14 protein-coding genes are annotated in these 13,389 nt (G+C 63.7%); 8 read left to right on the plus strand and 6 right to left on the minus strand.

Annotated features, from left to right (window positions below; all coding sequences use genetic code 11):
• Positions 1-1,073 (minus strand): GGDEF domain-containing protein (locus A2J02_RS25205; protein ID WP_197478134.1); only part of this gene is annotated, 1,073 nt, incomplete at its 3' end.
• Between the two features lie 126 nt (positions 1,074-1,199).
• On the opposite strand from A2J02_RS25205, the gene A2J02_RS25210 reads away from it, so the two are divergent.
• The 4 genes from A2J02_RS25210 to A2J02_RS25225 are packed head-to-tail and all read left to right on the plus strand — an operon-like array spanning position 1,200 to position 4,091.
• Positions 1,200-2,405 (plus strand): MFS transporter, encoded by a 1,206-nt coding sequence (locus A2J02_RS25210; RefSeq protein WP_068055278.1) that lies wholly within the window; start codon positions 1,200-1,202, stop codon positions 2,403-2,405.
• A 14-nt stretch (positions 2,406-2,419) separates the two neighbouring features.
• Positions 2,420-2,776 carry an ArsR/SmtB family transcription factor gene (locus tag A2J02_RS25215; RefSeq protein ID WP_032396178.1) on the plus strand — a complete coding sequence of 119 codons (357 nt, stop codon included), beginning with the start codon at positions 2,420-2,422 and terminating at the stop codon, positions 2,774-2,776.
• Between the two features lie 20 nt (positions 2,777-2,796).
• Positions 2,797-3,324, plus strand: a complete 528-nt coding sequence (locus A2J02_RS25220) for a copper resistance CopC family protein (RefSeq protein WP_068055243.1) — start codon at positions 2,797-2,799, stop codon at positions 3,322-3,324.
• Positions 3,325-3,359: 35 nt separating this feature from the next.
• Positions 3,360-4,091, plus strand: coding sequence for a TetR/AcrR family transcriptional regulator (locus tag A2J02_RS25225; RefSeq protein ID WP_156516384.1), 732 nt, complete (start codon positions 3,360-3,362; stop codon positions 4,089-4,091).
• Here the strand turns inward: A2J02_RS25225 and A2J02_RS25230 are convergent.
• The 3 genes from A2J02_RS25230 to A2J02_RS25240 form a co-directional block, all read right to left on the minus strand.
• Positions 4,064-5,032, minus strand: a complete 969-nt coding sequence (locus tag A2J02_RS25230) for an AurF N-oxygenase family protein (RefSeq protein WP_068055249.1) — start codon at positions 5,030-5,032, stop codon at positions 4,064-4,066. The genes A2J02_RS25225 and A2J02_RS25230 overlap by 28 nt on opposite strands.
• 225 nt (positions 5,033-5,257) lie before the next feature.
• A complete protein-coding gene (locus A2J02_RS25235; protein WP_068055253.1) occupies positions 5,258-5,584 on the minus strand; it encodes a hypothetical protein in 327 nt (108 codons plus the stop codon).
• Between the two features lie 202 nt (positions 5,585-5,786).
• Positions 5,787-6,200: a hypothetical protein gene (locus A2J02_RS25240; protein ID WP_082898734.1), complete on the minus strand. Its 414-nt coding sequence runs from the start codon at positions 6,198-6,200 to the stop codon at positions 5,787-5,789.
• Positions 6,201-6,381: 181 nt separating this feature from the next.
• Between A2J02_RS25240 and A2J02_RS25245 the strand changes: the two genes are divergently transcribed.
• Entirely contained in the window at positions 6,382-7,338 is a 957-nt protein-coding gene (locus A2J02_RS25245; RefSeq protein ID WP_269454872.1) for a GGDEF domain-containing protein, read from the plus strand.
• A gap of 30 nt (positions 7,339-7,368) precedes the next feature.
• A complete protein-coding gene (locus tag A2J02_RS25250) occupies positions 7,369-8,031 on the plus strand; it encodes a class I SAM-dependent methyltransferase (RefSeq protein WP_068055262.1) in 663 nt (220 codons plus the stop codon).
• Here the strand turns inward: A2J02_RS25250 and A2J02_RS25255 are convergent.
• Together A2J02_RS25255 and pdxA are read right to left on the minus strand one after the other, a co-directional pair.
• Positions 7,983-8,750: a DeoR/GlpR family DNA-binding transcription regulator gene (locus tag A2J02_RS25255; protein WP_068055266.1), complete on the minus strand. Its 768-nt coding sequence runs from the start codon at positions 8,748-8,750 to the stop codon at positions 7,983-7,985. The genes A2J02_RS25250 and A2J02_RS25255 overlap by 49 nt on opposite strands.
• 11 nt (positions 8,751-8,761) lie before the next feature.
• The gene (gene pdxA, locus A2J02_RS25260) at positions 8,762-10,948 is read right to left on the minus strand and encodes a 4-hydroxythreonine-4-phosphate dehydrogenase PdxA (protein WP_068055269.1); all 2,187 of its coding nucleotides are present in this window, start codon (positions 10,946-10,948) and stop codon (positions 8,762-8,764) included.
• Between the two features lie 252 nt (positions 10,949-11,200).
• On the opposite strand from pdxA, the gene A2J02_RS25265 reads away from it, so the two are divergent.
• Positions 11,201-12,094 carry a phosphoglycerate dehydrogenase gene (locus A2J02_RS25265; RefSeq protein WP_197478136.1) on the plus strand — a complete coding sequence of 298 codons (894 nt, stop codon included), beginning with the start codon at positions 11,201-11,203 and terminating at the stop codon, positions 12,092-12,094.
• Positions 12,095-12,131: 37 nt separating this feature from the next.
• Positions 12,132-13,389, plus strand: a 1,258-nt coding sequence (locus A2J02_RS25270) for an Nramp family divalent metal transporter (RefSeq protein WP_068055275.1), incomplete at its 3' end; no start/stop codon positions are given.

Consider the following 13,389-nt stretch of genomic DNA (forward strand, 5'->3'; position numbering starts at 1 on the left):
TTGGCAAGGCGTTCGACTCCCTCGGCAGATCTGGCGGAGTGCAGCAGGGCTACGAATTCGTCACCGCCGATGCGGCAGGCGATGTCTCGAGTGCGGGTGTTGTCCAGGATGCGACGGCCGATTGCCTGGAGTACCCGGTCCCCCACCGCGTGGCCGAACCTATCGTTGATGGATTTGAAGGAATCGATGTCCACGAAGAGCATTCCGACCGGGCGTTCGCCGACCGACTCCTTCAGCGCATCCAGCTCGGCCATCAGTCGTCGTCGATTACCCAACGCCGTCAGGTCGTCGATCAGCACCTGGCGTTCGAGCGACGCCTCGGCGGCTTTGCGGGCGGTGATGTCCTGGATCTGCGCGATGATGACGTCGCCGGATTCGTCGTCACGCACCACGGTCGCGTTTCGCTGTACCCAGATGGTGGCACCGTCCTTGCGGATGTATCGCTTCTCCGACGCCACGTTCGTCAGCGTCCCTTCGGCCAGTCCCTTGAGGTGTTCGTCGGCGAGGGGAATGTCGTCAGGATGGGTGATGTCTCGAAACGTTTTCTGCCGCAATTCTTCTGCGGTGTAGCCGAGTAGTTCGCACAAGGCCTTGTTCACCTGGAGCCATCGTCCGTCACGGGTCATCACCGCTTTGCCGATCGGGGCGTTCTCCATCACGTTCTGGAACAGCCGGATCGCGCGATCGCGCTCGCGTTCGACCTCGGCGCGCGCACTGACATCGACGACCAACGCGGTGAACCCGACGACGGCACCGTCGACGATATCGGGCACATAGGTTGCCTGAGTGACGCGCACGGCACCGTTGACGTCGATGAGGGTCCGGTCGAATTGCTGCTGCTCGCCCGCGAGGACGCCGGTGATGTACGGCTCGTTCAACTGAAAGAGAGCCTCGCCGAGCAGTTCGCTGAGGTGCTTACCGACCAAATCCCGAGGTTCGATACCGAAGTAATCCGCATACACCTGGTTGGCGTACACATTCCGCAGCGAGCTGTCCCAGTATCCGATCATCGAGGGCAACTGATCGACGGCGCGACGCATGACCTCGCTCGATGCGTTCCGCATACCGGTCATGGACCACCTCGTTTGTGACGCCGACCGCGCAACGCTACCCAAAGATTCCTTGCCGTGCCTGCGGGAACTCGGAATCAGCAAAACCATATGAGTGCGCAAGTGCGCACGCATGTGTACCTTGAAGCCATGCTTCGCCGAAACATCGCCTTTCGACGCCTCTTCACCGCGCAAGTCGTTGCGTTGCTGGGCACCGGACTGTTGACGGTGGCCCTGGGGCTGCTCGCCTACGACATCGCCGGCAGTGCCGCCGGTGCGGTCCTCGGCACCGCTCTCGCGATCAAGATGATCGCGTATGTGTTTGTCGCTCCGATTGTTTCGTCGCTGACCAACACGCTCCCGAGCAAGCTCGTGCTCGTCAGCGCCGACGCCGTCAGGGCGCTCACCGCGCTGGCGCTGCCCTTCGTCGATCAGGTGTGGCAGGTCTACGTGCTGATCTTCGTTCTGCAGGCGGCGTCGGCCACGTTCACGCCCACCTTTCAGGCAGTCATTCCGTCCGTGGTGCCCGATGCGCAGCAGTACACCCGCGCGTTGACGCTCTCGCGCCTCGCCTACGACCTCGAGTCACTGGTCAGTCCACTCATCGCCGCAGCACTGTTGACGGTCATCGGCTTTCACACGCTGTTCGTCGGCACGGCGCTGGGGTTCGTCGTCTCCGCGATGATGGTGGTGGGCACAGTGCTGCCGAAACGCACTGCGCCCAAACACAACAGGCCGACAACCGGCATCACGACGTTCGTCAGAAATCCCGAATTGCAGGGGCTGCTCGCGTTGAACACGTTGGTCGCCGCAGCGACGGCTCTGGTGGTCGTCAATTCCGTGGTCTACGTTCGTGATCTGTTCGGCGGATCGAGCAGCCAGCTGGCCATCGCACTCGGCTTCTACGGCGGCGGTTCGATGCTCGCTGCACTGCTCGTCCCGCGGGCCCTCAGATCCACGAACGACCACACCCTCATGCTCACCGGAGCCGCAACGGCCGTCGTGGGAACCGCAGCAGCAACAGCAGTTGCAACCCTGAACGGCGGGTCGGCAGCCTGGATAACTCTGGCCACGACGTGGGCGCTGCTGGGCGTCGGGACGTCGATGATCAACACGCCGTCGGCGAGAATTCTGCGTCGTGAATCCGACGAGAGCACCCGAACGTCGATCTTCACCGCGCAATTCTCGCTCTCGCATGCCGCGTTTCTGCTCACCTATCCGGTTGCGGGATGGGTCGGTGCCCAGTTCGGACTGTTCACTGCAGCGATGGTGCTCACGGGCTTGGCTACACTTGCGGCACTGACCGCAGCACGCCTGTGGAGTCGCACCCGAATGTCGGTGTGCGCCTCCGCGTAGGGAGACGACGTTCGATGCCACCGAAGAAGGAACCGCGCATCAGTCTCGACCATGCCGTCGAACCGGACTCCGCGCGCCTGGCCACGGCCAGCGACACCTTCCGGATGCTCTCCGACCCCACCCGACTGCACATCCTCTGGCTACTCGACCGAGGCCCCGCCGACGTCAGCGCACTGACCACGGCCACCGGAACCTCCCGCACCGCCGTCAGTCAGCATTTGGCCAAGCTCCGATTCACCGGACTCGTCGAGACCCGACGCGACGGCCGAAACGTCATCTACCGCCTGGCCGACGGTCACCTCGCCCGTCTCGTGCGTGAGGGCCTCAACTTCGCAGACCACAAGGTCACCGGCGAACCTCCACACGAGTAGCCACAACAAGAAAGCAGTCCATGAAACGCCTGGCCGTGATCGCAGCCGCCATTCTCACCGCGACAACACTGTCGATCGCTCCGGCAGCTGCCCATGCAACTCTGCAGTCCAGCAACCCTGCCGAGAACTCCGTGCTCGACGCCGCGCCGGACGAGGTGACGCTGACGTTCAATCAGTCCGTGCAGTCGAACTTCGCCACCGTGACCGTCGTCGGATCCGACGGAATGGATTGGGCGACTTCGGATCCGATCATCGACGGCAGCACGGTGACAGTGGATCTGGACGGACTCGGCGCGGGAGGGGACTACACCATCGGCTATCGGGTCGTCTCCGCCGACGGGCATCCGATCACCGGCAGCATTCCGTTCCAGCTCACCCAAGCCGCCGCTCCCCCGGCAACGGACCTCGACTTCACCAACGAGGCCCTACCGCCCGCGACCCAGACAGAGGACACCGACGACGGATTCCCACTCTGGCCGATCGGCGCAGCGGTGGCCGTGGTCGGTGCCGCCGGCGTTCTGTTCGCGCTTCGTAAACGCAGCAACTGACAGCCTTGCCCAGTGTGGACGTGAGAACATGCAGCATGAGTGACGGTGGCCCGCGCCCGAAGTCCGATGGCCGTAAGCGGCGTTGGGAACAGCACAACACCGATCGTCGACGCCATATCATCGACGCCGCCATGACGGTGCTGGCGCGTGATATCGCTCCTGGTGAGCGGCTCACCACCGCACAGATTTCCGCCGAGGCCGGGGTACATCGCACCGGCTTGTACCGGCATTTTCGTGATCGCACGGACTTGGATACGGCCATTCAGCGGGCCATCTGCTCGGAGTTGACGGCCACGTTGGTCACGTCGTTCGCGTTGACCGGCACTCCTCGCGATGTGGTCCATCGAGTGGTGAGTACCTACGTGCGGTGGGTGGCGGAGCATCCCGCGTGGACGCGTTTCGTCGAGCAGGACGTCAGTGCCGAGGCACCGACACCGCTCGAGGAGACCAATGCTCTGCTGGCCGAGCAGTTGGAAGTGAGCGTCGCGGCGTTCCTGTCCCTCGTGCATGCAGACCTGACCACCGACGACTGGTCGCTGGTGCGGCCGTGGGTGGCGGGCCTGGTGTCCGGCTGCATGGGCGCGGTGCGCAGTTGGAGTGGGCAGACCGAAACACGTACCGGGCTCGATCATTTCGCGACATTCTTGGCCGACACCATCTGGTTGCAGGTCAAGGGACTCGGAGCATCCCGCGGCATCGCGATCCCGCAGGTGCCACTCGAAAGCGTCGTCGACGAGACTCAGCCGAAAGACGGCTCACTGCGGTAGCGCGAGGGGCGTCCGTCGATACCGAGGGCGCGCCAGACGCGTCGGGACACGCGGTTCATCAGTCCGAGCTCGCCCGCGAGCATGCGGACGTCACCGAAGGTGTCGCGCAATGCCTTTCGTGAGGAGTCGCTGTCCCACCAGACGGCGTCGACAACCTCGTCGGGGATGTCGAGGTCGCGTCGCATCTGCTTGCTCGGTTTCATGATCACGTCGCACAGCAGTCGCATGATGACCGGCATGAGTATCGAGATCGATGCCTTCTCGAAGCGTCCGAGCCGCGGGGCCTTGTGCTCGAGGTACTGATGCGCGAAGCCGATGTGACGGGCTTCCTCGGCGATGTGAATCTGCATCACGCGCTGAACCAAGGGGTGTCCGACGCTACCGGCGCGCAGGACGCCCTTCTGCATGTGGTCGATCGGCTCTTCTCCCGCGAGGACGCCGACGAAGAACCCGAACGGTGCCGATCGAGCGGCGAACACCGTGAGCATCGGTACGACTTTGCGGAACCACGCGGGCCCACCCGGCACGTCGATGCCGATGCGGTTCACCAGTTCCTGGAACATTTGGGTGTGGTGGCACTCTTCGGTGGCTTCGTGCGTCGAGTACCGAAATTCGGGTGAATCGTTCGGGAGTGTGAGGGCGTACTGCATGAGTCCGCTGATGAGGATCTGCTCGAACTGCAGGCCGACCTTGACCATGCTGGCCTGGCGGTACATCCCGATGTGAATCTGCCGGTCCAGGGGAAGCGACTTGTACCAGTCGGTGTGGCCGAGCGGGTCCGCGTCCGGGAGCACCCAGCGTGGATCGTTGGGAACGATCGCATATTCGGGCTCATCCCAGGGGATGTCGAGGAAGGCGTCGAAGTGCTGATGCACCGATGCCGTCGACAGAGCGTGCAGCCTGTCTCGGTAGAGCGTTCGTGCGTCGTCGACTGCAGTCATGGTGATCCTTCCGCCCGCGTCCTCAAATCTTTACGCTACACAGCGTCACATATAAATCTGGTTGGTGCAACGCTCCGTCGCAGATACCCGAAGAAATCGATTCGAAACGACGAAACCGGCCGACCGCTATACGGTCGACCGGTCTCGAAGGCGGGTGCCCGGGGTCGTGAGCAGAAGCTCGTAGCAGGCTACGAAGTTCCAGTCACATGCGACGAAGTCGCTCCATCACCAGTACGGCAACACCATCACTACGAATCCGATGCCGACGACAATTCCGACGATGCCGGTCCCGAGGGCGAGCGCCCTGTCGCTGCGATCGGCGGGCGGCCCGGAGAGGTCGGGGCTGCGATCGGCCCACAATGCCGAGGCGACGGCAATGAGTCCCGCCGCGATACCGAGGCCCGCAGCCCAGAACGAGACGATCGACAGTGCCCCGAACATGACGGCATATTCGGTCACCTGAGCGCGGGTACGAATGCGCCGATTCCACCACTTCGGTGGCATGTCGTCGTCCAATTCACGTGAATCGAAGTGGGGAGAGGTGACGGTCACTGCGGACTCCTTTCGAGTGAGTATGTGCCTCTATTTTGGCACTCGACTGTTGAGAGTGCCAATCTCCTGGACGAGGGTGATCGGCGCGCGCACCCCCGGGTTTCGCAAAGGCGCGCGCGTTTGTCAGACGCGTCCGGATTCGCCCCCGATCCGGCCACAATTCGCGCGCACCTGACGAAGGCGCGCGCGTTTGCGGGGAAAGTCAGCCCCACAGAAACCGTTGCCCCACCGAAGCTTTCGTCGGACCCAGATCGAAGGTCGTGGCGTCGGGCATCAGGTACGGGACGAGTATTCGCATTGCGTACTCGCGGTGCTCGAGCAGAACCTCGAGATATGTGCCCGACGCCTCCTCGCCGGTCACGTCGGAGACGATGGCGTACGACCGCAGATCCCAAGCGACGGCTCGCAGATCGTGGACGAGTTGCTCGTGCATCGCGGCGTTCGATGCCCCGCCGACCTCCGGCTGCAGCGGCGCGAGCACCCTCTGCCCGCCGGACAAGTCGTTGACGACAGCCACCGGGTGGAGGCCCCAATTCTCGCTGATCCGTTCGGCGGCGATGTCGATACAGACGTCGAGCAGGTCGTCGAAATCCTGTTGGCACTCGATGCTCGTCACTTCGTCGTCATCAAGACCCCATCGTCGGCCGGCCACCCCAAACCCTTGGACGGCGCGGGAGCGCACACGGTTCCCGAAAGTCGTACATTCGTGCCAGTTTGCTGCCTACCGGCGACAATTCCCGCAAGAGTCGGCGGACGCACGTGCCGCTGAGCTCGACCCGCCCTCGACTAGACTTCCGATGCGGGAAGGGGAGAAAGCGGGTCGTCGCGTCGTGGAGGAACACTGGTACAGGCGCATGTTCGCCTCCAGCCCCGTGGCGCAAGCTCTCTCCGACGCCGATGGGCTTTTCGTCGACGTCAATGCCGCCTACTGCGAACTTGTCGGTTTGACCTCTTCGGAACTGATAGGTCGATCCGCGACGGTGCACACTCACCCGGACGACCTCCCGCTCCACGGCAGCGTCGAGGATCTGATGGCCGCCGGTACGGCCGCGGAAGAATCCGTGAAAGTCGAGGTGAGGTTCGTCCGACCCAACGACGAGATTCGCTGGGTTCTCCTGACTCTGGTTCCTTTCACCGGTCCGTCCGATGCCGAGTGGACGCTCGCTGCCGCTCTCGATATCACCGAACGAAAAGAGGTCGAGGACGGCATCCTGCTTGCGTCCCGAACCGATCAACTGACCGGGGCACTCAACCGTCGCGGCTGGTCGGACTACGCGGTGTCCGTCGTCGACGAGCATTCGGTCGACACAGTCGTCGCGGTTCTCGATCTGGACCATTTCAAACAGTTCAACGACCACTTCGGCCACGCAGCCGGCGACGCGTTGCTACGCGACTTCGCGTCGACAGCCCGTGAGTGCATCGGCGTCGATGGACTCATAGCACGTTGGGGCGGAGAGGAATTCGTGATCACTCTGCGCAACTGCGATCGTCGGGGCGCTCTTCGATCACTCGAGGCTCTTGCAGCCGCCACCACGCCGTCGGGTGTGACGTTCTCGGCCGGATACACGCTCCAGCGACCGAACGAAGGTCTTCGCGACACACTCGACAGAGCTGACGCACTGATGTTTCAGGCCAAGCGCGCCGGCCGCAATCGAATGATCACCGACGCACCTCACAACACAGCGCAGCACCGTCGCCGATTTGCTGACACGGCAACATTGCTTGCCGCATCTGCGCACGGGCTGTCATTCTGATACCGGCACACCACCGGGAGAGGACGATCGATGACGCACGCATTCGACAAGGACTACTGGGAGCACCATTGGGATGACAGAACGTCCCACACCGTCGCCGCCAATCCGTATCTCGTGGAGGAAACAGCCGGATCGAAACCCGGTACCGCGCTCGACGCAGGATGTGGTGCCGGTGCCGAAGCGATCTGGCTCGCCGAGCAGGGCTGGCAGGTCACCGGTGCCGACATCTCCGCAGCCGCCCTCCACACCGCCGCACAGCAGGCGCAGACAGCCGGGGTCGACGTCACCTGGATCGAAGCAGACCTGACGACCTGGAACCCCACCGAGCGTTGGGATCTGGTGATGACCCACTACGCGCATCCGTCGATTCCGCAGTTGGAGTTCTATCGACACATCGCGCAGTGGGTCGCGCCGGGTGGTTCGCTGCTCATCGTCGGGCATCTGCACGATGGCGCACACCATCATTCATCCGAGGGCGAGCCGCCGCACGAGGCCACCGTCACCGCGAAGGACATCACCGCCCTGTTCGACGCCTCCTCGTGGCACATCGACACCGCACTCGAGCGTTCCAGGACCGTCGGCGGTGTGGGTGTGCACTCGAAGACGTTGCGCGATGCGGTAGTTCGGGTCACGCGCACTAGCTTTCACACCACGACCACCTCGACGCCGACGTCCTCGAACGGGCGGAGCTGATCCGTTGTCGCAGCGGCGTCGGTCACCAAGGTGACACCTGCGGGCAACGGTGCCCAGGCATGGAATGGGCGCTCACCCAGTTTTTCAGCGTGAGCAAGCACGTAGACGCTGCCCGCTCGTTCCATCATCAGTTCTTTGAGGCGAGTCTGTTCCTGCTCCGCTTCGCAGATACCGGAATCGGCGGTGACGGCGTCTGCCCCGAGGAAGGCTCTGTCGAAGGACACTCGCGCAAGGTTCGACTCGGCGAGCGGCCCGACGAATCCCTGACTGACGTGACGCAGGGTTCCTCCGAGACACTGAACGCGAACACCGTCTGCGTCGGCCAGGGATTCGAGAGCGGTGAGGCCGGCGGTGATGACGGTCAGTCGTTCTGTATCGCGCAGGAATTCGCCCATCGCACCGACTGTGGTGCCGGCATCGAGCATCACCGTTTCGCCGGGAAGCACGATGTTGGCCGCCCATTTCGCGATGGCCCGCTTGGCCTCGAAGCTCTCACCCGAGCGTTGACGAAGCGACGACTCCGGATGTGAGGCAAGCGCGATGGCGCCGCCGTAGGTACGCGCGATCAGACCCTCCGCCGTGAGCTGCGCCAAATCGCGCCGGATGGTCGATGCGGTGACACCGAACTGCGCAGAGAGAGCTTCGACGTCGGCAAGCCCGGCCGTCTTGGCAAGGCGGACGATCTCCGTTCGCCTCGCCTGCGATTCTCGAACCGCCATCTCTACCTCCGCTACTCGACCTCGGCCGTGGTGGTTGCGAGCTCGGCTGCCTGTCGCAGAGCTTCGATCATGCTACCGGCCTCGGCAATTCCCTTGCCGGCAATGTCGAACGCAGTCCCGTGGTCGACTGAGGTACGGATGACGGGGAGCCCGACCGAGATGTTGACACCCGCCTCGATGCCGAGCACCTTGACCGGCCCGTGCCCCTGGTCGTGATACATCGCGACGATGAGGTCGTAGTCGCCGCGCCCGGCGAGGAAGAACGCAGTATCGGCGGGCAGCGGACCGACGACGTCGAGTCCATCGGCGCGGAGCTTCTCGACGGCGGGAACGATCTTGAGGTCCTCCTCGCCGTAACCGAACAGTCCGTTCTCCCCGGCGTGCGGATTGATGCCGCACACACCGATCTTGGGCTGCGCCGTTCCCGAACGAACCAGGGCCTCGTATCCGCGCCGAATGGTTCGCTCCACCAGACCGGGCTCGATCTTGGCGACGGCGTCGAGCAGCCCGATGTGCGTAGTGACGTGAATGACTTTGAGCTTGGGCGTCGAGAGCATCATCGAGACTTCTTCGGTCCCGGTCAGGTGCGCCAACAGTTCCGTGTGGCCAGGGAAGATGTGCCCGGCGGCGTGCAGCGCCTCCTTGTTCAGCGGGGCGGTGCAGATCGCATGGACCTGGCCTTCGGTAGCCAATTCCGATGCAACCCGGATGTATTCGTACGCGGCGTGCCCAGCGACAGAGGACAGCTCGCCCCACGGTAGCTCGTCGGGTATCAAGTTCAGATCGATCACGTTGATGCGCCCCGGAGCGAACTCGGCGTCCGACACGCTCTCGATCGTCACGATTTCGGGGTCGAGTCCCAGGACTCCGGCGGCCTGGCGCAGGCGCCGACTGTCGCCGATCACTACGGGGTTGCACCAGCCGGCCACTCGGTCGTCGAGCAACGCGGGCACGATCACCTCGGGGCCGATCCCGGCGGCGTCGCCCATCGTGACGGCAACGACGGGTAGCGCAAGGGTGTGGGTGGACGGCATGGCGAAGTTCCTTACGTCGGCGACCGGCGAAGAGCCGATCAGGTACGAGTGAATGGTGGACAAGCTGTTTCGGTCGCCGAAGCTGCCTGGACGAGTGACGATTCGGCGGCCGTCGGGGGCGACGGAGACGACGGCGCCGTAGTGCACCTGATCGACAGGTACGAGGGCGTGCACTCCGAGAGCCGACATCACGGCACGAGCAGTCTCGCCGCCAGTCAAGACGAGATCTGCTGGGTGTGAACGCAATCCGTCGTGTACGAACGTCGCCAAGGCCGCGGCAAGTGCGCGAGATGCCGTCGGATCGACCGGTCCTCCGATGGTGAGCACTACCGAGCCGCGGTGCAAGGCTGCATTCAGAATGCCGGCGTCCGCTCGCCCGTCGAGCAGCTCCTGTACATCGACGGACACGACTCGAACACCATCGGCGGCCACACAGTCGATTTGATCGACCGCGACCGACGAGGCAGTGCCGACGACGACGAGAACGGGATCGACGGTGGCGGCGATCGATCGACGATGCGGACGCTTCGGCATGGTTCGTGCGACTGCAGCGGCGAGCGCCGATGTGCCGACCAACGCTATCTCCGGCCGAGCCGCCGTTGCTGCCACTACACGGTCGAGATCGTCGTCACTGGCGATGTCGCACAGCACGATTCCCTTGGTGTCCGCAAGATCGGCGATCTCTACCACCGTTGCTCCGACAAGCTCGGCCAGCGAGACGGGCGGGGCGCTCGCCTCCGCCGACCACAGGTCGGTGTCGGCCAGAGGAACTCCGTCGACGTACAGCACACCGTCACGAATTACTCTGCGCAACAACGGCAACCCTGCTGCGACGACGACCGGCCCTACCTCGGCGAGTGCACCGACGGTTGCGGCCACGTTGCCTCGAAGAAGCGAGTCGATCTTGGCGAGAACTCGAGTGCCCTCGGGAACTCCACTCGTTGCGGCTCGCACGATCGATGCAGCACCGCTCGCATCGGCGGCCCTGGTGTCCAGATCGAGCACTGTCACCGTCGCGCTCGGCTTCGAAGCGCCCGGTTCGGGCGAAACAGGGCCGAGACCGAGAGAGATGTCCGCCGCGAAGCCGATAAAGACGCCTGCCACCTCGGCGGCACCGGACAGGTCGTCGGCGATGACGAGCATGCCGGATGTGCTGGGCCGCATGGCCACCCCCTCCTGTTGCGATGCCTACATACAGAACACAGCCCCTCCGCACGGCGAGGAGGTTCTGCAACCACAGTGCCAGTTGTGCGTGTTTCGCGCAACTGACGCGCATCACTTGCGCATTTCGCGCGGTTCTGATTGGGTCGTGACATGGCCCACAACATCGGAAACGCTGATGCTCCGTCACACACCCCCGGCACGGTGCTCGTCACGACCCCAACCTTCGGTCGCTACTCGTCCGAACCTCGCACTGTGCTCGAGGCAGCAGGCCACACCGTGACGCAACCAGGTGGCCATGCCGGCCCTCCGTCGCGCGAAGACATCGAAGCGCACGTGCAGAACGCAGCAGGGATGATCGTCGGTCTGGACCGCGTGGACGCGGAGCTGATGGATTCGGCACCGGCTCTGCGGGTGGTGGCGAAGCACGGCGTCGGCTACGACAACATCGATGTGGACGCAGCCAAGGAGAGGGGAATAGCAGTTGTCTACGCGCCGGGCTCCAATTCAAGGGCGGTAGCGGAACTGACCTTCGGCCTGATTCTCGACGTGACCCGAGGAATCACCGCCAGCGACCGCGAGATCCGCGCGGGCCGGTGGACCAAGGTGTTCGGCTCCGAATTGGCCGGGCGCACATTGGGAGTGATCGGCTACGGCAGGATCGGCCGAATGGTGGCCGCGTACGGTGCAGCATTCGGCATGCAGGTCATCACTCACGATCCCATGATCAACCCCGCCACCTTCACCGAAGCCGGTGTCACTGCAGTCGATATGGACACCTGCATATCGTCCTCCGATGTAGTGACGCTGCACATTCCTGCCATCGCCGGTGTCGGCCCGATCCTCGATCGAGCGAGACTGCAAGCCATGCGTTCCGGCGCCGTGGTGATCAACGCCGCACGCGGAGGTCTGGTCGACGAACAAGCACTCGCCGATCTGCTGGTGGATGGCCATCTCGCCGGGGCCGGACTCGACGCGTTCGCCATCGAACCGCTCGGAGATTCACCACTTCGGACTGCACCCGGCGTCGTTCTGACTTCACATATCGGTGCGTGTTCCCGAGAGGCGAATCGAACCATGGGAACGACTGTCGCACTCGATATTGCGCGCGTACTGGCCGGCAACACTCCGGTGCACTCGGCCCACTGAACTACTCCGTACTTTCCCCCTCGAGAAAGCCCTCAACATGACGCAAACCGCCCACACCCGCAAGGGAGTCGGAGATCTCGACCCCTACGCGCTCGATCCTGCCGACGTACTCGATCCACCCACCACATTCGGCGGCCGTGTCCGTCGACTCGGCCCGGGCATGATCCTCTCTGCTGCCGTCGTGGGCTCTGGAGAACTCATCCTGACCACGACATTGGGTGCCAGAGCCGGTTTCGTATTGCTCTGGCTCATCATCATCGCTACGACGGTGAAGGTGTGGGTCCAGATGGAGTTGGCCCGGATCAGCATCTTGGCCGGCAAGCCTGCCCTCGAACTCTATTCACACGTAGGTCCCACTACTCGCCGAGGCGGGTGGATCAACTACCTGTGGATCGGCATGGACTTCACCAAGATGTTCCAGCGCGGCGGCATCATCGGTGGAACGGCCGCAGCCTGTTCCATCCTGCTGCCCATCGTCGGCGAGCCGCTGTCTCGGTCGTCTCTCACTGCCTGGACGGTCATCATCGTCGTCAGCACCGTAGCCCTGCTGCAGACCAGCAAGTATTCGATCATCGAGCGCTTGGCCGTCGCATCGGTGGCTGGCTTCACCCTCATCACTGTCGCCCTGGCCCTGGCTCTCCCGTTCACCGAATTCGGCTGGGACACCAATGATCTCGCCAGCGGAATGAGTTTCACCATCCCTGCGGCACTGATCGGCGTCTCGGTAGCGATGTTCGGCTTGACGGGTGTCGGTGCCGACGAGATGACCACCTACACCTATTGGTGCATCGAAAAGGGATACGCACGGTGGACCGGTCCGGCCGACGGCACCCCCGCCCGTGCTCGACGTGCAGACGGATGGCTCCGGGTGATGCGCATGGATGTCGCGGTCTCCTGGCTGGTGTGCACTGTCTGCACTCTCGCGTTCTACGTGATCGGCGCGTCGGTTCTGCACCCGCAAGGACTCGTACCGGCGGGCAACGAGGTCATCACCACCCTGTCTCGCATGTACACCGACACCCTGGGTCCGTGGGCCGAGATCGTTTTCCTCGTCGGGGCCATCGCGGTGCTGTGGTCCACCCTGATCGGCTCGGTGGCCAGCGTGCCCCGGCTCTGGACGCATACCTTGGGCATCCTCGGTGTCTTGGACTGGAACGATCCGGTTGCCCGCCGACGGAGTATCCGAATCCTGACCGTCGCGTTCCCGCCGCTGTGGGCTGTGTTCTATCTCTTCGTTCAATCACCGGTTCTGATGGTTCAGATCGGCGGAATCGGCGGCGGAATCTTCTTGGTCG

Origin of the sequence: Rhodococcus sp. EPR-147 (genome assembly GCF_001647185.1) — a bacterium.
Taxonomy (GTDB): domain Bacteria; phylum Actinomycetota; class Actinomycetes; order Mycobacteriales; family Mycobacteriaceae; genus Rhodococcoides.

Excerpts from the sequence above, each read along its gene's own strand:
- A2J02_RS25250 (WP_068055262.1), top strand. The coding sequence starts at position 7,369 with ATGACGCACGCATTCGACAAGGACTACTGGGAGCACCATTGGGATGAC.
- A2J02_RS25255 (WP_068055266.1), bottom strand. The coding sequence starts at position 8,750 with ATGGCGGTTCGAGAATCGCAGGCGAGGCGAACGGAGATCGTCCGCCTT.
- A2J02_RS25230 (WP_068055249.1), bottom strand. The coding sequence starts at position 5,032 with ATGACTGCAGTCGACGACGCACGAACGCTCTACCGAGACAGGCTGCAC.
- A2J02_RS25220 (WP_068055243.1), top strand. The coding sequence starts at position 2,797 with ATGAAACGCCTGGCCGTGATCGCAGCCGCCATTCTCACCGCGACAACA.
- A2J02_RS25210 (WP_068055278.1), top strand. The coding sequence starts at position 1,200 with ATGCTTCGCCGAAACATCGCCTTTCGACGCCTCTTCACCGCGCAAGTC.
- A2J02_RS25215 (WP_032396178.1), top strand. The coding sequence starts at position 2,420 with ATGCCACCGAAGAAGGAACCGCGCATCAGTCTCGACCATGCCGTCGAA.
- A2J02_RS25225 (WP_156516384.1), top strand. The coding sequence starts at position 3,360 with ATGAGTGACGGTGGCCCGCGCCCGAAGTCCGATGGCCGTAAGCGGCGT.
- pdxA (WP_068055269.1), bottom strand. The coding sequence starts at position 10,948 with ATGCGGCCCAGCACATCCGGCATGCTCGTCATCGCCGACGACCTGTCC.
- A2J02_RS25245 (WP_269454872.1), top strand. The coding sequence starts at position 6,382 with ATGCGGGAAGGGGAGAAAGCGGGTCGTCGCGTCGTGGAGGAACACTGG.